At 44.1% G+C, this 902-nt stretch carries 2 protein-coding genes; both read right to left on the bottom strand.

The features are described from left to right. A partial coding sequence (locus tag J4D97_RS23060) for a preprotein translocase subunit SecY (RefSeq protein WP_432207236.1) occupies positions 1-387 on the bottom strand: 387 nt, incomplete at its 3' end. 13 nt (positions 388-400) lie between these two features. Then, positions 401-850 (bottom strand): 50S ribosomal protein L15, encoded by a 450-nt coding sequence (rplO, locus tag J4D97_RS23055; protein WP_208309635.1) that lies wholly within the window; start codon positions 848-850, stop codon positions 401-403. Positions 851-902: the final 52 nt, after the last annotated feature.

Raw genomic sequence — 902 nt, 5'->3', positions numbered from 1 at the left:
GAACCCAACTGATTGGGCCATAACAATAGGTATCGTAAGAAAACGAGTGTACTGGTTGATTTTCTTTCGGCCAGACTCACCTTCTTTTTGCAGCTTCTGGAAATAAGGAACAGCAATAGTCAAAAGTTGCAACACGATAGATGCCGAGATATACGGCATAATACCCAATGCAAAAATAGAAGCATGACTAAATGCTCCTCCCAACAAAGTATCTAAAATGCCAAAAAGGCCTTGAGCACCTTGTTCTAATTGGGTCGGGTCTACCCCTGGCAAAACCACATAGGAGCCCAGCCGATAGATAGCAATGAAAAAAACAGTATTGAGGATCCGAGTTCTCAGATCCTCAATTTTGAAAATATTCTTTATCGTCTCGATAAACTTTTTCATTGCTTAGTATGCTTTACAGCGTCACAGCTTTGCCCCCAGCTTTTTCAATAGCTTCAATAGCCGACTTTGAGAAAGCATGAGCATGAACTTCTACAGCTTTGGTGATTTCACCGCGACCTAGAATTTTTACCTTAGCGTTTTTAGATACCAAACCAGCGTTCACGAAATAAGCAGCGTCTAAGGTAGAGGCAGTGCTATCTTTTTCGGTGAGTGAAGCTAGAACATCTAAATTGATGCTCTTGTATTCCACGCGGTTGATATTTTTAAAACCAAATTTAGGTACCCGGCGCTGAAGGGGCATTTGTCCACCTTCAAAACCCGACTTTTTGGAATAACCCGAACGGGACTTGGCACCTTTATGACCACGCGTCGATGTGCCGCCGCGGCCGGAACCCGTACCACGACCTACACGCTTTTCATTGCGGGTAGCACCAACGGCGGGTTTTAGATTGCTGAGATTCATATCCGACTTATTGCCTAGAGTTCTGTTACTTCTACAAGGTGCTGCACTGCAG

The sequence above is a fragment of the Hymenobacter defluvii genome (assembly GCF_017589435.1).
In the GTDB taxonomy this organism is placed as follows: domain Bacteria; phylum Bacteroidota; class Bacteroidia; order Cytophagales; family Hymenobacteraceae; genus Hymenobacter; species Hymenobacter profundi.
Note: the sequence above shows the minus strand (reverse complement) of the source record. Positions and strands in the feature narration are given on the sequence as shown.